The organism is Streptomyces sp. NBC_00878 (assembly GCF_026341515.1).
In the GTDB taxonomy this organism is placed as follows: Bacteria; Actinomycetota; Actinomycetes; order Streptomycetales; family Streptomycetaceae; genus Streptomyces.
On record NZ_JAPEOK010000002.1, the window covers coordinates 542,964 to 563,046 of the forward strand.

A 20,083-nucleotide genomic window follows, 5' to 3' on the forward strand; every position below is an offset into this window, starting at 1 on the left:
AGACATGAACGTCACCCACAGCCGCCTCGCCCGCCAAGGCTTCCTCGCCCAACCCGGACGAGGCCACTACTAGAAACGGACTCAACGACCTCTGAAATGAACGAGCAGCTGTCCGACGAGTGGTCAGAAAACCAGGAAGCGCCGCTGGGAACCCAAGCGCCTGCGGCTGGGCCGATCCGCCTGCGCAGGCACTTCCCGTGACCTGGGCAAAGACCCAACTCGACCTCACGATTCCGCCGCCACTGCCGTGACCACGAAAGGCTGCCCCAGGTCAGCGAGACCCTCGTCACCTGGGCATCTATCCCGCTCATGCCCCGCCGCCTCACCCGAAAGCCGACACCGCGACCACCTCGGTCGCAGACCACGACGCAAGTTCTGACAGTTGTGGCCATCGAGTCTCAGGTCACCGAGAGCAGATCACGGTGACGAGGGTGAACGATGCGTAGAAGGAGCCTTCAGCGAGGTCGGCAAACCACCGCTCGCCGCGGTCCAGCTCCACGTAACCGTCGTTGATGGCCCGCTGCATGGTGCGGCCAAGCCCCAGCGTGTGGTCCGCATCGGCGAAGTCTCTGAAGACCGGTGTCGTCGCCACCACCGTCTCCACACGGAAACCTGCCTTCTCAGCAAGCCGGCCCAGGCTCCGTCCGATGGTGGCGTTACGAACTACTTCCTCCGTGGTGTACCGAGTGAAGTCCCGGCTGGTCCGACGATCCTCCGCATCAACGGCCAGCGTGTCCCAGTCAGGCTCGACGAGACCGACGAGGGCGCCTGGCACGGTGCAGCTGAGCGAGAGCAGCGTCTGGTTCCTCAACATGCATCAGAACCCGGTCGATCTTGGCTCGATCCACCGATCCCGGATGGATGGGAAGCGCGTGTGCGTCGCCCTCGCATACCTCCACTCCGTGCAGGCCAGTGGCTCGTTCACGCGCTTGGGCGAGCATGGCCGGGTCGCGATCGATGCCGATCACGGTGCCGTGCTCACCGACCCGCTCAGCCAGTGCGGGAAGGTCAGTGCCCGGACCGCAGCCGACGTCCAACGCGGTCTGACCGCGTGCAATGTCCAACAGGTCGATGAGCTGCTGCTTGTAGGCACGACCAGCGTTGCTGGCTGCCGCCCGCAGCATGTACGAGGCCTGCTCCGGCCGGGTCACACCAAGGGTCGTCGACATACACGCAAGTCAAACACTCCGGCCGGGCGCCTCGCACCGAACAGGCCGACGACCGGGACACGTTCCCGGCCCAGCACTGGGCACTTGGGGACGTGTGCGACGCGTGCGCTCGGCCCCTCGTCACGGAGGCTGAACGCGGCGTGCCAGTTTTCGGCCCCATGCCTGGCCCGGAGCTTCGATGCAGCGGTAGGTCAGCACACACAGCGGCAGCAGCACCGCATAGAACGCCACCACGAGTACGACACTGTCCCGCGGCCGTCGGCCGATCGTGCCGTCGATCACCGACAGCAGCACCGGATGCACCAGGTAGACCGAGTAACTGATCACTCCCAGACCGGTGAGCCAGAGCGGGATCCGCCGATGGCGCGCCGCCAGTCCGACACCGAAGGTGAGCAACGCCAGCAGGAACGCCAGGATCCAGCCGCGCCGGGTGTACGAGGTCCCGCCGCCCTGCCAGTAGGCACTCGCCACGCCGCAGCCGATCACCACGACGGCTGTGCAGGCCACCCACCACCAGGTGTTCTGCCCGTTCTCGGCCCGGTGGACGGCGGTGCCGAGGAACATCACCGCGAGGATCGTCAGGCCCTCCCACATGGGGACCGTGCCGTTGAACGCGACCAGGACGTACCCCAGCACTCCGCCCAACACACCCCCGAACACGCGAAGGGAGGGCAACGTGCTGCTCGCGCAGCAGATGGCGACCACTATGGCGACCGAGGCGAGCGCGGCCAGCGGGCCGGTGCCGACCGCGTCGGAAAGGGCGGAGGCCGGCAGCGTGCCCCCTGCCGCCGCGCTCACGGCCGCGAGCACGGCCAGGGTGACGGCGACCGCCCAGGACCACTCGTTCAGGCGGACCGTGAACAGAGCAACGACCAGCAGATAGAAAGCCATCTCGTACGACAGCGTCCACAGGACGAGAAGGAGACTGGGCGTCCCCAGCAGCTCTTGAAGCAAGGTGACATGGGCGACCGCCACCGTGGCACCACTCTGCTCACCCGAGCCGGTTCGCATGTCCGCCACGCCCGCCAGGTCGAGGACGAGGACGGCGGTGACGACAGCCGCCCACAGCGGGTACATGCGGAAGACCCGTCCGATCCAGAACGTCCGGACGCAGCCCCGGCGTTCAAGCGACGCGGGGATGATGTAGCCGCTCACGAGGAAGAACACCATGATGCCGTACCGACTGGTGTTGAACTCCGGCATCAGCTCCCGCCGGAAATCCGCCATGAACGTGTACGTCGCGTGGTCGAACACCACGACAAGTGCCGCGATGCCGCGCAACGCGTCGAGCCAGCCCAACCGCGACGGACCGTTCGCCGCGCCGGATGCGGGTGGTCGTGGTCGTGGTGGTGCGGAGGGTGGCTGTCCCCTCGACGGAGGGACGGGGGGTGGGGCTTCCATACGTGGACCGCGTCCTGTGGGTGAGGCGTTTCTTGGGGGGTCCCGTGTCATTGCCTGGCTCCCCGGCGTCCCGCCGTCCGTGGATTTCCCGGCGGACCGCGGGACTTCGCCCCGTCAGGAGTCGACGCGTCGCCGGGCCACGAAACGAGTTACCGCGTCCACGTGGCGCCGACAGAACTCTTCGAGGAGCCGCGGGTCACGTACCGCCGCGGCGGGTCCACCCCGTAACCGTCCCGTGCCATCCACCGGCGACTCCTTCTGGTCGGAGGCTCCGCGAGGCATCCTCGGCGGAGGTTCCCCGGGGAGCCTCAACGGCACTTCACCTGTGCTTGGGCCGAGGCGCGAAAAGCGTTACAGGGCAGGGATGCCGACCAGTGCTCAGGAGGCATCAGGCTTCGCAGAACGGCATGGTCCGCAGGCCTGCTGCCACGTGCTGTCGGCACCGGCCGGGGCGGTGGCGAGCGTGGTGAGCAGCGTGGTGGCCGCGGTGAGCCAGGCCATGCGCTGCAACATCGGGAGTTTCACTGGGGGCGCTCGCCTTCTCTGTCCGAACAGACGCGAGGTCACGCGCCGGATGCCAGGCTATGGATCATGGTGAGCGCGGCGCAGCGACGGTTACGCCATTCGCGGGAGCGCGAAGGAGGACTCGGCGGCGGACGCGCCGCACAGCCGAACGCCGTGGTGCCCGGTCCCCGGTGCCGAGAAGGCGCGCACTTCACCGCCCGGACGAACGCACGGTCGCGGTCAGTGCCGAAGCGGTCTCCGAAGCGGTCTCCGAAGCACTCTCCGAAGTGGTCTCCGAAGTGGTCTCCGGAGTGGTCAATTCCGGCCAGATTGCCCCCCTTCGTCGATCTGGCCGAACTCGGTGTCGCCCAGATAGGTGCCTGCGGCATCTAATGAGGGTCGGTACGACGCACTCTTCGTCTGCGAGGTCTTCCATGACGGATATGACAGACACGACGGACGCAACAGGTACGGCAGGCGCGGCAGGCGCGAGAGGCATGACAGGCGCGACAGAAGTGTCGGCACTCCCGGCGCCCGTCGCCTTCCCCCAGGACCGCACCTGTCCCTTCCAGCCGCCCACCGGCTATGACCCCCTGCGCACCGACCGACCGCTCGCCCGCGTCACCCTCTACGACGGCCGGACCGCCTGGCTGGTCACCGGACGTGACGTGGCCCGCGCCCTGCTCGCCGATTCCCGCCTGTCCACCGACCGCCTGCGCCACGGCTTTCCGGGCACCTCGCCGCGCGTCATGGCGCTCCGCGACCGCCGGGCCGCCCTGCTGAACGTCGACGACCCCGAACACCACATCCAGCGGCGGATGCTGGTCCCGAGCTTCACCCTCAAGCGCGCCACCGCGCTGCGACCGGCGATCCAGCGAATCGTCGACGAATGCCTCGACGCGATGGTCGCGCAGGGCCCGCCCGCCGAGTTGGTGAGCGCCTTCGCGCTCCCCGTGCCCTCGACGGTGATCTGCGAGCTGCTCGGCGTCCCGTACGCGGACCACGAGTTCTTCGAGGAGCAGTCCCGTCTGCTGCTGCGTGGCCGGGACCTCGACCAGGTGCGGGGCGCGCGCGATCAGCTGTACGACTACCTCGGCGCGTTGATCGACCGCAAGCTCGAGTCGCCCGTCGGCGACGGCGTCCTCGGCGCCCTGGTCCACGAACAGCTGCGCGAGGGCGCGGTGGACCGCGAGGAGGCGATCGGCCTGGCCACGATCCTCTTGATCGCCGGCCACGAGACGACCGCCAACATGATCTCTCTGGGTACGCACACCCTTCTCCAACACCCCGAGCGGCTGGCCGAGTTGCGGGCCGACCCGTCGCTGTGGCCCGCCGCCGTCGACGAGTTGATGCGGATGCTGTCCATCGCGGACGGGCTGCTGCGGCTGGCCACCGAGGACATCGAGGTGGCCGGGACGACCATCCGCGCGGGTGACGGCGTGGTCTTCGGGACGTCGGTCATCAACCGCGACGCGGAGGTCTACGCCGAACCGGACGCGCTTGACTGGCACCGGCCCACCCGCCATCACGTGGCCTTCGGCTTCGGCGTCCACCAGTGCCTCGGCCAGAACCTCGCCCGCGCCGAGCTGGAGATCGCCCTGCGAACCCTGTTCGAGCGGTTGCCCGGTCTGCGGCTCGCCGTGGCGGCGGACGAGGTCCGTTTCAAGCCGGGCGACACGATCCAGGGGATGCTGGAACTCCCCGTGACCTGGTAGGGGGCCTCCTCGTGCACATCGACATCGACACGGACGTGTGTATCGGCGCCGGCCAATGCGCGCTGACCGCCCCAGCCGTCTTCGTTCAGGACGACGACGGCTTCAGCACCCTCCTGCCCGGACGGGAGGACAGCGGCGACCCGATGATCCGGGAGGCGGCCCGGGCCTGCCCGGTCGGCGCCATCAGGGTCTCGGAAACAGCACGCTGACGGCCGGGCCCGGCGCCCAGCGCGTCACCGCCCGGGCGTGTCCTCGTCGGTCGCGGTTCAGAAGCCGACATCGGCGCCTCGGTAGGTCGGCGGTCGACGGACGCGGCCGGCCTGCTCGAAGGCGTAGGCGAGCCGGAGCAGAGTCGGCTCGCTCCACGCCGTACCCATGAAGGTCAGGCCGACCGGCAGGCCGAACGCGAAGCCCGCCGGGACGCTGATCGCGGGGTATCCGGCGAGAGCGGCGGGCGTCGACGCGCCGCCGCCGTAGGTGTCCCCGCGGATCAGGTCGATCTTGGCGGGAGGTCCGGTGGTCGGCATGACCAGTGCGTCCAGACGGAACCGGCGCAGCACCGCATCGATGCCCCGAGCGCGCGAGAGCCGGTGGTTGGTGGCCAGCGCCTCGCGGTATTCGCGTTCGGTGAAGTCCAGCTCGTGCACCGCCTCCAGCCCGTCCTGCCGCACATAGCGGAGCTCGCGGTCGGCGTGCGCGCGGTTGAACGCGATCAGCTCCGCCAGGCTGCGCGGATGGTCGCCGGGGGCGCCGGCCAGGTAGGCGTTCAGCGCACGCTTGATCTCGTACGCCTGGACGACCATCGAGCTGGGCAGGTCTTCGAGCTGCTCGGCTGTCGGGATGCCGGCCGGGTCGACCACGGTCGCCCCGGCCTTGCGCAGGGTGGCGATCGCCCGCTCCGCGATCTCGTCGGCGTGGTGGCTGTAGCCGAAGTACACCGTTCGCGGTACGCCGATGCGGGCCCCACGCAGCCCGTCGGCGTCCAGGAAGCGGGTGTAGTCGCGATGGAAGTGGCCGCGACTCGCCCCGGTCGCCGGATCGCGGTCGTCGATGCCGACGAGCGTGCCGAGCAGGATCGCGGCGTCGCGGACCGTGCGCGCGATCGGACCGACACTGTCCTGGCTCGGCACACCCGGAATCACGCCGCCGCGCCCGACCAGTCCGACGGTCGGCTTCACCCCGACGACGCAGTTCGCCGAGGCCGGGTCGATGATGGAGCCGTTGGTCTCGGTGCCGATTCCGGCGACGCACAGGTTGGCCGCGACGGCGACCGCCGTGCCCGAACTCGACTCGTTCGGCGACCGGTCCAGTTTGTAGGGGTTCCGGGTCTGTCCGCCGCGGGCGCTCCAGCCCGCATGGTGGGTGAGCGACATGCCGCCGGCCCACTCACTGAGATTGGTCTTGCCGAGGATGACGGCACCGGCGGCGCGCAGCCGGGCGGCGACCGTGGCGTCCTTCGCCGGCCGCAGTCCCTGGAGAGCGAGTGATCCGGCCGTTGTGTGCATCCGGTCCGCGGTCTCCACCAGATCCTTGAGCAGGATGGGCATGCCGTGCAGCGGTCCGCGGCGATCCCCCTCGGCGTCCAGGCGCCGGGCCTCTCGCAGTGCGTCGGGATTGACCTCGATCACGGCATGCAGGAGCGGGTCGATGCGCTCGATGCGTTCCAGGTAGTGACGGGTGAGCTGTTCGACGTCGAGCCGTCCGTCGTCCATCCGCCGGCGAAGCTCGGTGATGCCCAGTTCGTCGAGTCCGGTGGCCGCCGCGTGGGCTGTGTCCGCGGCTCGCCCTGTGGTTGTGGCGTGAGCCCGGGCGGGAACTCCGCCGAGCCATGGTGCGGCTGCCGCGGCGGTGCCGAGCGCGAGCACGGCGCGGCGTGGGGTGTTGATCGGGTCCATTCGGTGCGGCTCCTGCGACGAGTTGATGGGTGTCGGCCGGGGCGTGGGAGTGACCGCGCCGGCAGAAGCGCGTCGGCGCGAGGCGAGGTGTGCGGCATGAGCAGCGCGGAACTCCTCACGTCTCCATCACGCTAGAGGCGTGGCCGCACTTTCTCGCTCCGGCTGTCCCCCCGCTCCGAGGTGGAAGCAGCCCCCGATATCCGCGGGTGCCAGCCGGAACGCCGAGGGGCAGGCCGTCCCATTCGGCTTCGACGCCACGCAGGGGCCGGATATGAAGCCCCGAAACCAAGTCCGGATACGCAGTCCCTCACCGTGTCCAGCGCACCGCGCACCATTCCTCCACTTGTGTGGATTCAAGGCGTTTGTCTGTCACGGGTGTTGAGGCGCGGTTAGCTTGCCTTGGCCAATGCGCATCAAGGGGGAGCAGTACATGCGAAAGACAGGCATCCGCAAGACTCTGACGCGGCTGGGCGTCGCGCTGCTGGCGGCCACGGGCCTCGTCCTGACCGGACCGAGCGTCGCCCAGGCCGACACCGTCGTCGACATCCCGGCGCCCAGCGCGGGCGGCGTTTCCATGACGGCGAAGTTCTACGGGGCCGTCGTGCCCCAGCCGTACATCCCGGACCCGGACGCCGCGTACAACGAACCGAACACCTGCGAGCTCTACTTCCGGCAGTTCGACCCGTCGCCCGGCTGTGGCGGCTTCAAGCTCGGGACGGTGCTCCACAACGTCCGCGAGCAGCCCGGCTACAAGGCGGGACTGGCCGGTACCGGCTACTTCGACGCGTACGCCGACACCGACCGCACCTTCGGCTGTCTGCGTGCCGACGGCAGCTTCGACCACTCCACCGCCTTCGTCGTCCACCAGGAACAGCGTCGTCTGTCCCCGGTCTACGTCGAGGGCGGCGCCGCCAATCTCGTCCAGCGGTTCCGCGACAACCCGGACGCCGAATACGGTCCCAACTGGTTCGTCAACTTCACTCCCATCGTGGACGTTGACTGCCCGTCCGGCATGACCCCGACCCAGTACGGGCTCAAGGTCAGCAACCTGCGGATCACGATCGACGACCCCGAGGTCTTCGGTACGACGACGTGGGCCCACGCGGGGCCGATCTACGCGTAGAACATCGAAGAACCGGCGCGTACGGGGGCTTGCCCGGCCCTGAGAGGCACGCGGGCCCTCGTACGTCGTCCCGGGTTGGTCGGCCCGCTCTGCCGGCCTCTGGGGTAAGCGCGTTCTGCGAACCGGCGGACGCGGTGTCGCGTGCGGACGGGCCGGTGACGCCTCGCTGGTGGGACCGACTCCTGTGGCCCGGCACCGGCACGGGTAGGATGCCGAAAACTTGTGTGGGCTTCGCGGTTGTTTCCTCAACTACGCCTGTGGCAAGGTCACTTCACTACCGTCGGGCGTGCCGCTTCATACCGCAGGCCTGATTTCCCTCTTGCCCACACTCGAGTGGAGTCCGCGTGCCCAAGAGCTCGCACCCTGGCGTGGACGGACAGCGTCCCCGTCACAGCCAAGCCCGCCGCCGAGCGGAGCGACACCAGTGGGGCAACCGGCATCCCGGCAGCGGCCGGTCGAGGGAATCGCGGAGACATGTCCGACCTGCCGTGCGGCTGTTCAAGGGCCCGCGCCAACGGTGCGCGGACGGCGGTGCGAAGGCCGCGTAGCGCGTACGAACAACGCCTGATGCCCTGCTGATCGAATGCGGCGCCTCCCGTTCGGCGCGGTCGGCGACAGAAGCCCCCTGCGGCGGTCGCCGCCCTACGGGACCGGCTTCGGCGCATCGCGTCCGGCTTCAGGCCAAGAACCATCGGCCGGGTCCTTCATTTGACGGGCCGTCAGGCCGGTCGAAGACCTCCTCCTCACGTTCCCCTCCTCTTGTCATGCCACCGCTGACCGAAAGCACCCCAACTCCGTGACCATCTCCGTTTACGAGGGCCAACCGGCCGGTCGGCACGCAGCCATTCCCCAAGGCAGCCTGCTCCGCCGGGTCTACGCACCCCGTGCCTTTGACGCACTCGCCTTCTCCATGTGCACCTACGCCATGCCGCTCCTGGTGCTCGCCACGACCAAATCCGCGTCTCTGACGGGCCTGGCCTTCGCGCTGGAATGGATACCGCGGGTGGCGGCCTTCGGCCTGGCGGGTGACCTGGTCGACCGGCGTGGCGCCGCGATCGTGTTCTTCCTCGCCTCCCTGGCACGGGCGCTGCTCGTGGCGGCGGGAGGCGTCGCCCTGTTCGTACTCCCGAGCGGGACGGCCGAAACGGTCACCGTGATGGCGCTGGCCGCCGGAACCGGTGCCCTGACGCAGTTCAGTTTCATCGCGAACGAGGCCGTGGGCGCGATCGTCAGCCGGCGCACGGCGGGACAGGCGCACAAGGTGCAGGCCGTGCTGATCGGGATCGACCAGACCGCCACGCTCACCGGGCCCGCGCTGGGAGGTGTGCTGCTGCTCGCCGGACCGAGCCACATGCTCGCGGTCCTGGGAGTGTGCTCCGTCCTCGCGGCCTGTCTCGCGCTGCAGACCCCGCCGACGCCACTGCGCGCCTCGGCGAGGAACGGCGCGCGACTGGAAGCAGGGCTCAAGATGGGGTGGCACACCCTGAGTTCGCTGCCAGTGCTGAGTTGGCTCGTGGCCGGGCTCGTCATCTCCAACCTCGCGCTCGGGCTGCTGCAGGCAGCCAGCCCCATCATCGTGATCGAGCACTTCGGGCTGACCTCGGCAGCCGTGGGCACCCTCTGGTCGGCGGCAGCGGCATCCACCCTCCTCGCCATCGCGGCCTGCCGGATCGCGCTCAACCGGCTGGGCCTGTGGGGAGTAGGCGTGGTCTGCTCCACGGTCGCGTCCGCGGCCTGTCTCGCCCTGTCCCAGGCGCCCACCTACATCTCGTACGTCCTGGTCATGGCGCTTTTCATGGCTGCGGACGGCGGCCTGACCGTGGTGCTGCGCACGCTGCGCTCACTTCTCATACCGCCGGCAGCCTTCGGAAGCACCCTGTCGCTGACCATCCTGCTTCTGCTGTTGCCCTTCCCGGTCGCGGGCATCGTGGTCGCCCTGACGCCGCTGCCGGCACTCGGCCACGCGATCCTGGTGTGCGGCGTGCTGCAAGCCGTGGCTCTCGGTCTTGCCTTCCTGCGGTTGCGGGGCGACCCGGTCCTGAACGGCTCCGGCAACCTGGCCCGGGCGACGGCCTGACGGAGCCCGGGCGACAGCCCGTGCAACGGCTTGTCGGCGGCGGTCCGGCTCTTCGCCCGGCATCTCGGCCGAACCGTCACGTCACCGGCCGGACGGTGGACGCGGCCGTGACGGCGTTCGCCCCGTCACCGGCCGGGCCTTGCCTGTGGGGGAGGAGTCCTACTCCTTCGGCTGGGTGAAGCGGATGCTGTTGCCGAAGGGGTCGCGGAGGCCGCAGTCGATTCCGTACGGGCGCTCGGTGGGCTCCTCGGTGAACTCGACGCCCCGGCCCAGCAGCTTCTCGTACGTCTTGCGGCAGTCGTCGGTGGCGAAGATGAGGTGTCCGCCCATCGCCCCCTTGGTCAACAGCTCCCGGACCTGCTGCGCCGTCTCCTCGGACAGGGCCGGAGGCCCCGGCTTCTCCAGCAGGATCTGGCGCTCCGGGTGACCGGGGACGCCGACGGTGAGCCAGCGCATGAAGCCCAGGTCGACGTCGGCGTTGACCTCCAGGCCGAGCTTGCCCACGTAGAAGTCGAGGGCCTCGTCCTGGTCGAGGACGTAAATCTGCGAGTGCGTGATAGCGGTGAACATGGGCACCACGCTAGCGAGCCGGACGGGCGAAAACTTATCCAAAACTGCTCAGCCGGCGGATGGCTGGGTCCTGTCGTCAAACTCCCGCCGTCCGCCCGGAGGGTGGCAGGCGGGAGTTTGACGACACGACCTGGGGCCGAGCGGGCGATCAGGCGCTCGGCCGCATCCACGCCATCGCGAAACACGTCGGTACGGCCGCGGCCGCCGCTTCCTGGCGGTACGTCCTCGGTGACCGGCCGACGACGTCGTGGAACGTGCGGCTGAAGGTTCCCGGGCTGCCGAACCCGACCTCGAAGCAGATGTCCGTCACGCTGCGGTCGGTCTCCCGCAACAGGAACATCGCACGCTCGACCCGGCGGCGCTGCAGATAGCGGTGCGGCGTCTCGCCGAACGTGGCCCGGAAGGTGCGGGTGAAGTGTGCCTGGGACACATGGGCGATCCGGGCCAGGGCCGGGACGTCCAGAGGCTGCGCGTAGGCGCGGTCCATCGCGTCCCGTGCCCGAAGCATGCGACGGTTGCTCTCTTCTGTGGCACGGCTCACGACGCCATCACACCATGGCCCGCCGACGCTGAGCAGGATTTTTTTACGTTGCCTTTGCCATTCGGGAACACCAGTGGCCGCGAGGACCGTTCATCTGTGGCGGGGCGTGAAAGCGTGACCGATGATCAGGACCGGACAGGCAACAGCAGAAGCCGAGGTGGCAGTAGTGGCGATGTGGGACCGGCTCAAGGACCAGGCCAAGAATCTCCAGCAGTCCCAGGGTGCCAGGGGAGGGAGCGGACAGGGGCACGCCCCCTATGGACAGGGACAGCGCGGTGGCCACGCGTCCGGTTCGTCCGGTGGCTCCAAGGCCCAGTTGGTAGGGCTGCTCAAGTCCCAGCTCGCGTCGGTCAAGACGGAGCTCAAGAGCGGGGCGTACCGGGACGCCAGCATGGCCATGTGCGCGCTGGTGGCCGCGGCCGACGGATACGTGGAGGCGGCGGAGCGGCAGCGGGTGGAGGAGCTGATCGTCTCGAACGAGGTGTTGCAGAACTTCCCGGCGGACCAGCTTCGCCAGCGCTTCAACAAACACCTGGACCAGCTCGTCGCCAACTTCGAACTGGGCAAGGCCGAAGCGCTGCGGGAGATCGCCAAGGCGGCCAAGAAGCCGGCGGAGGCCCGCGCGGTCATCCAGACGGGCATCGTGGTCGCGGGCGCCGACGGGCACTTCGAGGCGTCCGAGCAGCAGGCCATCCGCGACGCCTGCGCCGCCCTCGGCCTGTCACCCACGGAGTTCGGCATCTGACAGCTGCCGCCGCCGTCGACTCTGCCCCTGTGGAACTCCGCCCCTGCGGAGTCGACGGCCTCTGGCGGTCATGTCGAACCGGCGGATCCGTGGCGCGTACCCGTTGGCTCCGTACTGTCGGCCTCTGGTCCCGGGAGTGAACTAGCCGGTATACAAGTGCAGTTACCGGGCGTTGGGGCGCCGTCGGCGGCCCGGCTCGCCGTTCCGGACTCAGGGGGGAACTTCATGAACCGTGGTACCCAGTACGGCAGAACGGCGTCGAACCGCAGACGGGCGACCGCCGTGGGAGCAGCGGTCAGCGGCTGCGCCCTCGTCGTCGCGTCGGCGGCACCCGTCGCGGCCCACGGTGACGGCCGCGGCCGGGGCACGGACTACGTCTCGCTGGGGGACTCGTACACCTCTGGGCCGTTGATCCCGCGTCAGGTGGACGCGAACTGCGCCCGCTCCGACCACAACTACCCCTCACTCGTCGCCGCGGAGCGAAGAACGTCCACGTTCAAGGACGTGAGCTGCAGCGGCGCCACGACCGAGCACATGTGGAAGGCACAGGGGACCAACCCTCCACAGCTCGACGCCCTGCGGCGTGACACCGACCTGGTGACGGTCCAGATAGGCGGCAACGACTTCGGGTTCAGCTCCGTCATCAGCACCTGCGCCCAGCTGAGTTCGCAGGATCTCGCTGGTGACCCCTGCCGGCGTCACTACACGTCCACCGGGGTCGATCAGCTGACGCGGAAGATCCTCGACACCGCGCCCAAGATCGCCCGCGTTCTGCGGGACGTGCGTGCCAGGGCTCCGCACGCGCGCGTGCTCGTGGTCGGCTATCCGAATCTCCTGCCGGAGGACGGCAGTGGCTGTTACCCCTCGGTCCCGTTCGCGGCCAAGGACTTTCCCTATCTGCGCGACACCGGTAAGCGCCTCAACCTGATGATGCGCGTGGTGGCGGGGCTGAACCGGGCCGAGTACGTCGACACGTACGGGCCCACGATCGGGCACGACATGTGCAAGGCCCCGGAGATCCGCTGGGTCGAGCCCTTGCGACCGGCCTCGCCCGCGGCCCCGGCACACCCCAACGCCAAGGGCGAGGAGGCCATGGCACGTGCCGTGCTGAAGCGTCTGAACAAGGGGCACGGACGCTGACCGGCCTTCCCACGAGGAGGAAGTCCCCGCGAAGGGGCTGACACGGCCACCTGGTTCAGCGCAGACTTCGACACCGATGACTCGAACCCGTATCCGTACGGTCCGGTCCATACGGGTCCGTACCGTACGGGTAGGGGGCCGACTCGTCGGTCGGGGAGGGGTGTCGGCTCGCCTCCTCGGGGGATCACCCTGTGAGAACGGGGGACTCAGGGGGCAGAGGGGGATCGTGGGAAGCCAGACAGTGCGCGGCCGGTGAAGGGATGGACATCGTGGCACGACCGAAGATCTTGGTGGTGGGAGCGGGCTTCGCGGGAGTGGGCTGCGTCCGCAGCCTGGAGCGCAAGCTGCGGCCCGACGAGGCCGACCTGGCGCTGGTGACACCGGTCTCCTACCAGCTCTACCTGCCGCTGCTGCCACAGGTCGCCTCCGGGGTACTGACCCCGCAGTCGATCGCCGTGTCGCTGCGCCGCAGCCGCAAGTACCGCACGCGCATCATCCCCGGCGGCGCCATCGGCGTGGATCTGAAGGCCAAGGTCTGCGTCGTCCGCACGATCACCGGCGAGATGGTGAACGAGCGGTACGACCACATCGTGCTGGCACCCGGCAGCGTCACGCGCACCTTCGACATCCCGGGCCTCACCGACCACGCCCGCGGCATGAAGACGCTCGCCGAGGCCGCGTACCTCCGTGACCACGTCATCTCGCAGCTCGATGTCGCCGACGCCAGCCAGGACGAGGCCGAGCGGGCGGCGCGGCTTCAGTTCGTGGTGGTCGGCGGCGGCTACGCCGGCACGGAGACCGCCGGGTGCCTCCAGCGCCTGACGCACAACGCCGTCAAGCGTTACCCGAGGCTCGACCCCAAGCTGATCAAGTGGCATCTGATCGACATCGCACCGAAGCTGATGCCCGAGCTGGGTGACAAGCTCGGCCGCAGCGCCCAGGAGATCCTGCGCAAGCGGGGCATCGACATCTCGCTGGGCGTCTCCATCGCGAAGGCGGGCCCTGATGAGGTCACCTTCACCGACGGCCGGGTGATCCCGACCCATACGCTGATCTGGACCGCCGGAGCCGCGGCGAGCCCGCTCATCGCCACCTTGGGCGCCGAGACGGTCAAGGGGCGGCTGGCGGTCAGCTCGGAGATGTCCCTGCCCGGCCACGACGGCGTCTTCGCGCTCGGCGACGCCGCCGCCGTACCGGACGAGGCCAAGGACACGGAGGGCGCCGTCTGCCCACCGACCGCGCAGCACGCGATGCGCCAGGGCAAACACGTCGCCGACAACGTCATCGCGTCGCTGCGCGGGCAGCGGATGACGCCGTACGTCCACAAGGACCTGGGACTCGTCGTCGATCTCGGGGGCCTCGACGCCGTGTCCAAGCCGCTCGGTGTCGAGCTGCGCGGCCTGCCCGCGCTGGCAGTCGCCCGCGGCTACCACTGGTCGGCGCTGCGCACCAATGTGGCGAAGGCCCGGGTGGCGACGAACTGGGCGCTGAACACCGTGGCCGGCGACGACTTCGTGCGTACGGGGCTGCTGTCCCGTGCGTCCCCGACGCTGCGGGGCTTCGAGCACACGAGCGCGTATCTGACTCCGGAGCAGATTCGGGAGCGCACCGAGGCCGGGTGACGAGAGGAGCGCGGCGGCCCCTCGCACGTTGGTCGGACTCACGGGCGGCTCGGACTCACCAGCGGGTCGGACTGTTGTCCGGGGCGCCCGGGTGTGGGCGGCGATGTACGGGGGCAATGAGTCTGTCGGGCTCAAGTATGCGGGAGAGTCCACGAGTTGGCCGATCCGGAGGGGGATTTCCGTGGGCACTACGTCTCGGATGCGCAAGATCCGCAGGGCGTTCGTCATGACCGGTTGTGCGGCCGCGCTGGCCTTCGGCTCGACGTCCGCGCTCGCCACGCCCGGCAGCGGGGTCACCGGCACGATCCTCGCCCAGGGCACCTCGGCCGGAACGCTGAAGGTCAAGGCCAAGGGGCGTACGGACGTCATCGTGCGGTCCATCACCATCGCGCCGGGCGGCTCGACGGGCTGGCACTACCACTCCGGTCAGGTCATCGCGGTCGTCAAGTCGGGCACACTCACCCGCACGTTGCAGGACTGCTCCGTGGAAGTCACCACGACGGGCACCTCGTTCATCGAGCCGGCCGGAGCCCGGCACGTCCACATCGGCCGCAACCTCGGCACCGAGCCGGTCGAGTTGTACGTCACCTACCTCGTGCCCGAGGGCAGCCCGCTGTCCGTCGACGCGGACGCACCGGCGTGCGCCGGGGGATAGGGCCAAGGGGACAGGAGCAAGGGGACAGGGACAGAGCGGGATCAGGGAGTGGGGGAGCGGCGAGAGCCCGGCAGGACCGGAGGGCGCACGTTTCTCATCGGATGTGTCTCCGCGCCACTGGGGCAGTGTGCGGTAGCCGCCCGTGCACTGCCCCGCCCGCTCGTCGGCCGGTCGGTTCCGCGGCCCTCTCAGCGCTCTTGGCTCGCCGGGGAGCCGCTGCTGAGCTGTGCTTCGGCGTCGGTGAGGATCTCCGTCACCCGCAGGCCGAAGGCGGCGTCGCACGGATGCGGGCGACCGGTGCGGGCGGCGTCGAGAAGGGCGTCGGCTGCCCGTGTGAGAGCCTCGACCGCCCCCTCGGCGGAGCCGGGCAGGACGGTCACCCCGGCCTTGCCCCGCAGCTCGACGGCGGCTCCGGCGGCAGCGGGCGGCGCCGTCAGGCTGAGAGTCAGGGTGCTCGACGCCCCGCCGGCATGGTGGAGCACCAGGTGAACGGTGTCCTGCGGGCCCCGCGCGGCAGCCGCCACCCGCTCCACATCCCCGAGAACCGGCAGCAGCACGGACAGGGCATGCGGGCCGACATCCCACAGGCCGCCCTTCTCCCGTCGCCAGGCCGAGGCCGCGAACGGGCTGTCACTCGTGAACACAGCGCCGAGCCACTCCGCGCGTGCGGTGAACCAGCCCTCCGTGGCGGCCTGTTCGGCGATCCAGGCCTGTATCTCGGGCTGGAAGCGGCTGGTGAAGAAGACGACCGAGGCGACGCCCGCCTGCTCGACCGCCTCGACGACGGCGCGTCCCTCCTCCACGGTCGCCGCTAGCGGCTTGTCGAGCAGCAGATGGCAGTGAGCCCGCGCGGCGCGCGCCGCGAGCGGGGCCTGTATGGAGGGAGGCAGGGCGATGGCGACCGCGTCCACCTCGGCGAGGAGGTCGTCGACGTCCTCGTACGCGCGCGTTCCGTGCCGGTCGGCCAGGGCCTTGGCCGCGTCGGCGCGCCTGCCCCACACCCCCACGAAGTCCAGTTCGCGATGCCCGCTCAAGGCGGGAGCGTGGGCCATGTCGGCCCAGGGCCCAGTACCGAGCAGTCCGATGCGCATACCGCCACCTCTCGTCGTGCCTGTCTCATTCGGCGGCCGCTGTCCGTGATCGTCAGGCGCCCACCCGGTGTGAGCCTTTCACGCAGGCCCGGACATGCCCAGCCCCACCGGATCAGGACCACCATGCCGAACCCTCCGGCCTCGATCCGGGCCTACGCCACTTGCCTGACCTACGCCATTTGACAGAAGCGGTCGAAACCAGGACCCCTTAGCCTCAGGTTGCCCGGTAAAACGGTCATCACAGGCAAAGGGGAAGGCAATGAGCGCAGACTCGGCAATCCGAAACGTCGTCCTCGTGCACGGCGGGTTCGTCGACGGCTCCGGCTGGAAGGCGGTGCACAACCGGCTGGTGGGCGAGGGCTACCACGTGAGTGTCGTCCAGAACCCCACGCTGAGCCTGGAAGGCGACGTGGCCGCCACCCGCCAGGTCATCGAGGCGCAGGACGGCCCGGTCGTTCTGGTCGGCCACTCCTACGGCGGTGTGGTCATCACGCAGGCCGGCCGGCACGACAGCGTCGCGAGCCTCGTCTACATCGCCGCCTTCGCCCCGGACAAGGGCGAGTCGGTGAACAGCCTGATCGCCGACCCGCCGCCGGGCGCTCCGGTACCCCCGATCCTGCCTCCGCAGGACGGCTTCCTGTTCCTGGACCGTGAGCGGTTCGCGGAGTCGTTCGCGGGTGACCTGCCGAGTGAGGAGGCCGCGTTCATGGCCGACTCGCAGGTCCCGTGGGGCGTGGACGCCCTCAACGGCGCGGTCACCGAGCCTGCTTGGCGGACCAAGCCGAGCTGGTACCTCGTGGCCACCGACGACCGCATGATCCCTCCGCCGGCACAACAGGCGATGTCCGGGCGCATCGGGGCGACGACCGTGGAGGTCCCCGGCAGCCACTCCGTGTATCTGTCCCAGCCCGACGCGGTCGTCAGCCTGATCAGGCAGGCGTCCGGCGCGTAGCCGCGGGCCGCGGCACCAATGGCGCGGCACGGCGGGGCATCCATCACTCTGCACCCCGAACGCCCGAGCCACCACCTCCCGACCCTCCGCCGGCTTCGGCGGACACAGTCACCCCTCCGGCCGGCCCATACCGCCTCCCCCCGCGGTCTGGAGCCGGCCGGAGGGGGTCTCGCCCCCTGCCCCTACGGTCTCCGCTGCGGCCGCGCAGGACTCGACGCGGACAACAGCCCAGCCCTGGCAGGGGCGAACACCGCGGCCTTCCCCCGCGGACGCTCCACGAGCGGAACCGCCACACCACCGAGGGTGAGAGCCGACTCCGGCGAACCTGTGACCAGCGCCACACTTTGATCTTCGAACTTCGACGCTCGCCACGCGTCTAGTCGGCGTCGGTCACCGAGCGGCTTCGGAACAGCACCTCTCCGCAGCCGTCCACTTCATTTCACCAAGGAACATTCAATGGGTTATCTGCGCGGATTCATCCCCTGGATCGTCGCCGGCGTCGTCTCGTCCTTCGACTGGCGCTGGGGCGCCATGGCCGGCCTTGTCACGGGCCTGCTGCTCCTGCTCCAGGACCGCCGCCGTGGCGTCGACCTCGACGCGCTGATCCTGGAGATCAGCTCCATCACGTACTTCGCCGTGATCGGCGCCGTGTCCGTCTCTGCCCCGGACTCGGCCCTGGCGGACCACACCGACGTCATCTCCTTCGGTTGGCTGGCCGCCACGGCCTGGGGAACGCTGGCGATCCGCCGCCCCTTCACCCTGGGCATCGCCAAGCGCCAGACGCCCCGTGAATACTGGGACATGCCGGAATTCATCCAGGTCAACAACCACATCACCATCGCCTGGGGCACCGGCTTCACCTTCATCGGCGTCAGCCAGGCCGTCTGCGGCGCGGTCGACGCCCCGGCCTGGGTGGGCATCGCAGCCCATGTCGCCGGCCTCGTCGCTCCCGCCGTGTTCACGAAGGTCTATCCCGCACGGGCCCAGGCGCGACTGCTGGCCCAGGCCGCTCCGGTCACGGCCGTTCCCCGATAGGCCGCCTCCTCCGCGCGGCTGTGCCACCTCGCAGGACCAAGAACTCACCGTACGAAGGAGCAACCACCACGTGAGCACCGCCCGGCAGCTCGGAACGTCGTTCTCGTCCACGGCGGATCCGTCCACGGCGGATCCGTCGCCAGCGGATTCCTCGACGGAGCGGGCTGGACAGGGGTCTACGACCTGATGGGGAACGTGCGCACGCGCCTGCGCGCCCTGCCCGCCGCAGACCTGCCGCGGATGATCAGTCGCCCGGGCATCGGTACGGACATGATCGAGGACGCGGCCCGCGCCATGACGAGGAGAGCGGCATGACAGACCAGACAGCTCTTCCCTTGTATCTCCAGGGCCGCTTCGCCCCGGTCCCCGACGAGCACAGCGCGGCCGATCTCACGGTGCGGGGCTCCCTGCCGCCCGACCTGGACGGCCTGTATCTGCGCAACGGCCCCAACCCGCTGCCGGGCGAGGACAACGGGCACTGGTTCACCGGTCCCGGCATGCTCCACGGCATGCGGCTGCGGGGCGGGCGCGCCGAGTGGTACCGCAACCGGTGGGTGCGCACCCGGGAGTTGGAGGGACATCCCTTCATTCGCGAGAACCTCACCATCGACCTGACCGCGACGCCCGCCAACACCCACGTGATCCGGCACGCCGGCACCGTACTGGCCCTGTGCGAGGCAGGCCTTCCCTACTGGGTCACCCCGGAGCTGGAGACCGTCGGACCGTACGACTTCGGCGGGCGCCTGAACACCGCGATGACCGCCCACCCCAAGAAGGACCCGGTCACCGGCGAACTCCACCTGTTCGGAACCGGGTTCGCCGCCCCGCCCTACCTCACCTACCACCGGGTCACCGCGGAGGGGCTGCTGCTCGACAGCCGGCCGATCGGCGTGCCGGGCCCGACGATGATGCACGACTTCGCCATCACCGAACGCCACATCGTCTGGATGGACCTGCCCGTCGTCTTCGATCCCGCGCACGCAGGGCGCGGCGGCGTGCCCTACCGGTGGGAGGCGGCGTACGGCGCACGGCTCGGGATCATGTCCCGCATGCCCGGCAGCACCCATGTGCGGTGGTACGACGTCGATCCCTGCTACGTCTTCCACGTGGGCAACGCCTACGAGGACGAGCGGGGGCGCATCGTGCTGGACGCGGTGCGCCACGACGACGCCTGCTTCCGGAAGTCCTGGGGGGACATGGGCGGACCCACCAGCACGGGTGGCCTGCCCGGGGTGCTGGAACCGGGCCACGCCCCGGCCTCCGCCGTCCTGTACCGCTGGACCCTGGACCCGGCCACCGGCCGCGTCTGCGAGTCCCAACTGGACGACCGCGAGGCCGAGTTCCCCACACACAACGAAACCCTCACCGGACGCCCGTACCGCTACCTGTACACCGTCTCCGGTGACGGCATCGCCAAGCACGACCTCGCGCGCGGCACCCGTCACACCCATGAGACGCCTGGCAGCCGCTACGCCGGCGAGGCGGTCTTCGTACCGGCGGCGGACGCCACCGGCGAGGACGAGGGCTGGCTCCTGTCATTCATCTCGAACGACGACGGTGAAGCGGGTGAGCTGCTCGTCCTCGACGCCGCGGAGCTCTCCGTCCAGGCAGTGGTGGAACTGCCGTACCCCGTTCCGGCCGGCTTCCACGGCAGCTGGTTGCCCGAAACCGAGGAAAGACGATTTCTCTCATGACCGTTTCTCTCATGACCGTGGTGAACGCGGAGCATCCGCCCCGCCGTATCTTCCTGGGCAAGGGCCCACTCGGCCCGATGCGCAAGGCCCACCCCGCGCGCGTCGCCGAGCGGGAAAAGTGGGACTCTGTCTCCCACACAGCACATGGTTCGTT

At 69.6% G+C, this 20,083-nt stretch carries 18 protein-coding genes and 2 pseudogenes; 12 read left to right on the forward strand and 8 right to left on the reverse strand.

Features of this window, described 5'->3' with window-relative positions; translation table 11 throughout:
• Positions 1–234: 234 nt before the first annotated feature.
• Positions 235–330: pseudogene (locus tag OHA11_RS46565) on the forward strand (IS5/IS1182 family transposase); the annotation flags it as partial.
• A gap of 73 nt (positions 331–403) precedes the next feature.
• Here the strand turns inward: OHA11_RS46565 and OHA11_RS46570 are convergent.
• From OHA11_RS46570 to OHA11_RS46585, 4 genes and pseudogenes are all read right to left on the reverse strand, one after another.
• On the reverse strand, positions 404–814 hold the full coding sequence (locus OHA11_RS46570; protein WP_266508532.1) for a hypothetical protein: 411 nt from the start codon (positions 812–814) through the stop codon (positions 404–406).
• On the reverse strand, positions 741–1,169 hold the full coding sequence (locus OHA11_RS46575; RefSeq protein ID WP_323186803.1) for a methyltransferase domain-containing protein: 429 nt from the start codon (positions 1,167–1,169) through the stop codon (positions 741–743). Before OHA11_RS46575 ends, OHA11_RS46570 begins: the two co-directional genes overlap by 74 nt.
• A 120-nt stretch (positions 1,170–1,289) precedes the next feature.
• Positions 1,290–2,468, reverse strand: coding sequence for an acyltransferase (locus OHA11_RS46580; RefSeq protein WP_266508534.1), 1,179 nt, complete (start codon positions 2,466–2,468; stop codon positions 1,290–1,292).
• Between the two features lie 231 nt (positions 2,469–2,699).
• Positions 2,700–2,816, reverse strand: a pseudogene (locus OHA11_RS46585) (RNA polymerase subunit sigma); the annotation flags it as partial.
• Positions 2,817–3,571: 755 nt separating this feature from the next.
• Between OHA11_RS46585 and OHA11_RS46590 the strand changes: the two are divergent.
• A complete protein-coding gene (locus OHA11_RS46590; RefSeq protein WP_266508535.1) occupies positions 3,572–4,789 on the forward strand; it encodes a cytochrome P450 in 1,218 nt (405 codons plus the stop codon).
• 11 nt (positions 4,790–4,800) lie between these two features.
• Entirely contained in the window at positions 4,801–4,998 is a 198-nt protein-coding gene (locus OHA11_RS46595) for a ferredoxin (RefSeq protein ID WP_266508537.1), read from the forward strand.
• A 57-nt stretch (positions 4,999–5,055) separates the two neighbouring features.
• On the opposite strand, the gene OHA11_RS46600 is transcribed toward OHA11_RS46595, so the two are convergent.
• On the reverse strand, positions 5,056–6,684 hold the full coding sequence (locus tag OHA11_RS46600) for an amidase (protein WP_266508538.1): 1,629 nt from the start codon (positions 6,682–6,684) through the stop codon (positions 5,056–5,058).
• 430 nt (positions 6,685–7,114) lie between these two features.
• Here OHA11_RS46600 and OHA11_RS46605 point away from each other — a divergent pair, with 430 nt between their 5' ends.
• Complete coding sequence (locus tag OHA11_RS46605) at positions 7,115–7,807, forward strand: hypothetical protein (RefSeq protein ID WP_266508540.1); 693 nt, start codon at positions 7,115–7,117, stop codon at positions 7,805–7,807.
• A gap of 796 nt (positions 7,808–8,603) precedes the next feature.
• Positions 8,604–9,884 carry an MFS transporter gene (locus OHA11_RS46610; RefSeq protein ID WP_266508542.1) on the forward strand — a complete coding sequence of 427 codons (1,281 nt, stop codon included), beginning with the start codon at positions 8,604–8,606 and terminating at the stop codon, positions 9,882–9,884.
• A gap of 159 nt (positions 9,885–10,043) precedes the next feature.
• On the opposite strand, the gene OHA11_RS46615 is transcribed toward OHA11_RS46610, so the two are convergent.
• Together OHA11_RS46615 and OHA11_RS46620 are read right to left on the reverse strand one after the other, a co-directional pair.
• Positions 10,044–10,454, reverse strand: a complete 411-nt coding sequence (locus OHA11_RS46615; protein ID WP_266508543.1) for a VOC family protein — start codon at positions 10,452–10,454, stop codon at positions 10,044–10,046.
• A 148-nt stretch (positions 10,455–10,602) separates the two neighbouring features.
• A complete protein-coding gene (locus OHA11_RS46620; protein ID WP_266508544.1) occupies positions 10,603–10,995 on the reverse strand; it encodes a helix-turn-helix domain-containing protein in 393 nt (130 codons plus the stop codon).
• Positions 10,996–11,161: 166 nt separating this feature from the next.
• Between OHA11_RS46620 and OHA11_RS46625 the strand changes: the two genes are divergently transcribed.
• The 4 genes from OHA11_RS46625 to OHA11_RS46640 all read left to right on the forward strand — a co-directional run bounded on the left by OHA11_RS46625 (position 11,162) and on the right by OHA11_RS46640 (position 15,157).
• The gene (locus OHA11_RS46625; protein WP_266508671.1) at positions 11,162–11,740 is read left to right on the forward strand and encodes a tellurite resistance TerB family protein; all 579 of its coding nucleotides are present in this window, start codon (positions 11,162–11,164) and stop codon (positions 11,738–11,740) included.
• Positions 11,741–11,965: 225 nt separating this feature from the next.
• The gene (locus tag OHA11_RS46630; protein WP_266508545.1) at positions 11,966–12,880 is read left to right on the forward strand and encodes an SGNH/GDSL hydrolase family protein; all 915 of its coding nucleotides are present in this window, start codon (positions 11,966–11,968) and stop codon (positions 12,878–12,880) included.
• Between the two features lie 260 nt (positions 12,881–13,140).
• Positions 13,141–14,502, forward strand: a complete 1,362-nt coding sequence (locus tag OHA11_RS46635; protein ID WP_266508546.1) for an NAD(P)/FAD-dependent oxidoreductase — start codon at positions 13,141–13,143, stop codon at positions 14,500–14,502.
• A gap of 226 nt (positions 14,503–14,728) precedes the next feature.
• Positions 14,729–15,157, forward strand: coding sequence for a cupin domain-containing protein (locus OHA11_RS46640; RefSeq protein ID WP_266508673.1), 429 nt, complete (start codon positions 14,729–14,731; stop codon positions 15,155–15,157).
• Between the two features lie 188 nt (positions 15,158–15,345).
• Here OHA11_RS46640 and OHA11_RS46645 read toward each other — a convergent pair whose 3' ends face one another.
• Entirely contained in the window at positions 15,346–16,248 is a 903-nt protein-coding gene (locus tag OHA11_RS46645; protein ID WP_266508547.1) for a Gfo/Idh/MocA family protein, read from the reverse strand.
• A gap of 259 nt (positions 16,249–16,507) precedes the next feature.
• Here OHA11_RS46645 and OHA11_RS46650 point away from each other — a divergent pair, with 259 nt between their 5' ends.
• The 3 genes from OHA11_RS46650 to OHA11_RS46660 all read left to right on the forward strand — a co-directional run bounded on the left by OHA11_RS46650 (position 16,508) and on the right by OHA11_RS46660 (position 19,929).
• On the forward strand, positions 16,508–17,200 hold the full coding sequence (locus OHA11_RS46650; RefSeq protein WP_266508548.1) for an alpha/beta fold hydrolase: 693 nt from the start codon (positions 16,508–16,510) through the stop codon (positions 17,198–17,200).
• A 456-nt stretch (positions 17,201–17,656) separates the two neighbouring features.
• Positions 17,657–18,235 (forward strand): hypothetical protein, encoded by a 579-nt coding sequence (locus OHA11_RS46655; protein ID WP_266508550.1) that lies wholly within the window; start codon positions 17,657–17,659, stop codon positions 18,233–18,235.
• A 311-nt stretch (positions 18,236–18,546) separates the two neighbouring features.
• On the forward strand, positions 18,547–19,929 hold the full coding sequence (locus OHA11_RS46660; RefSeq protein ID WP_266508551.1) for a carotenoid oxygenase family protein: 1,383 nt from the start codon (positions 18,547–18,549) through the stop codon (positions 19,927–19,929).
• The last annotated feature ends 154 nt before the right edge of the window (positions 19,930–20,083 follow it).

What these genes read in the sequence shown, in the direction of transcription:
- OHA11_RS46600 (WP_266508538.1), bottom strand. Translation starts at nt 6,684, where the DNA reads ATGGACCCGATCAACACCCCACGCCGCGCCGTGCTCGCGCTCGGCACC.
- OHA11_RS46650 (WP_266508548.1), top strand. Translation starts at nt 16,508, where the DNA reads ATGAGCGCAGACTCGGCAATCCGAAACGTCGTCCTCGTGCACGGCGGG.
- OHA11_RS46575 (WP_323186803.1), bottom strand. Translation starts at nt 1,169, where the DNA reads ATGTCGACGACCCTTGGTGTGACCCGGCCGGAGCAGGCCTCGTACATG.
- OHA11_RS46605 (WP_266508540.1), top strand. Translation starts at nt 7,115, where the DNA reads ATGCGAAAGACAGGCATCCGCAAGACTCTGACGCGGCTGGGCGTCGCG.
- OHA11_RS46615 (WP_266508543.1), bottom strand. Translation starts at nt 10,454, where the DNA reads ATGTTCACCGCTATCACGCACTCGCAGATTTACGTCCTCGACCAGGAC.
- OHA11_RS46655 (WP_266508550.1), top strand. Translation starts at nt 17,657, where the DNA reads ATGGGTTATCTGCGCGGATTCATCCCCTGGATCGTCGCCGGCGTCGTC.
- OHA11_RS46570 (WP_266508532.1), bottom strand. Translation starts at nt 814, where the DNA reads ATGTTGAGGAACCAGACGCTGCTCTCGCTCAGCTGCACCGTGCCAGGC.
- OHA11_RS46645 (WP_266508547.1), bottom strand. Translation starts at nt 16,248, where the DNA reads ATGCGCATCGGACTGCTCGGTACTGGGCCCTGGGCCGACATGGCCCAC.
- OHA11_RS46635 (WP_266508546.1), top strand. Translation starts at nt 13,141, where the DNA reads ATGGACATCGTGGCACGACCGAAGATCTTGGTGGTGGGAGCGGGCTTC.
- OHA11_RS46630 (WP_266508545.1), top strand. Translation starts at nt 11,966, where the DNA reads ATGAACCGTGGTACCCAGTACGGCAGAACGGCGTCGAACCGCAGACGG.
- OHA11_RS46660 (WP_266508551.1), top strand. Translation starts at nt 18,547, where the DNA reads ATGACAGACCAGACAGCTCTTCCCTTGTATCTCCAGGGCCGCTTCGCC.
- OHA11_RS46590 (WP_266508535.1), top strand. Translation starts at nt 3,572, where the DNA reads ATGACAGGCGCGACAGAAGTGTCGGCACTCCCGGCGCCCGTCGCCTTC.
- OHA11_RS46640 (WP_266508673.1), top strand. Translation starts at nt 14,729, where the DNA reads ATGACCGGTTGTGCGGCCGCGCTGGCCTTCGGCTCGACGTCCGCGCTC.